Here is a 274-nt window from a genome sequence, read left to right on the forward strand (position 1 = left end):
TGGCTGTAGTTGACGGCGTCGGTGTCATCGGTACCGGCGGCTACGTTGGTGATCTTGTTGCCGGCGGCATTGATGCCGGACTTGGTCACACTCGGGCCGCCTGTGATGGTGAGGCCGTCTGAATTCAGTTTGCTGTCGCCTGCGGTAACGCTGTCGACGGTGATGTCTTTGGCCAGTTTGAAGTCAATCTGGTTGTCGGACACGGTGGTAACGATGTTGCGGTCGCTGCTGCGGTAGGCAACGGTTTCGCCCAGTTGGACGTTGTCGTCACTGC

1 protein-coding gene is annotated in these 274 nt (G+C 58.8%); it reads right to left on the bottom strand.

Annotated features, from left to right (window positions below; genetic code table 11):
* A partial coding sequence (locus tag ACTHUF_RS11465) for a hypothetical protein (RefSeq protein WP_440407786.1) occupies window positions 1–274 on the bottom strand: 274 nt, incomplete at both ends.

The organism is Neisseria sp. P0024.S006 (genome assembly GCF_051956595.1).
In the GTDB taxonomy this organism is placed as follows: Bacteria; Pseudomonadota; Gammaproteobacteria; order Burkholderiales; family Neisseriaceae; genus Neisseria.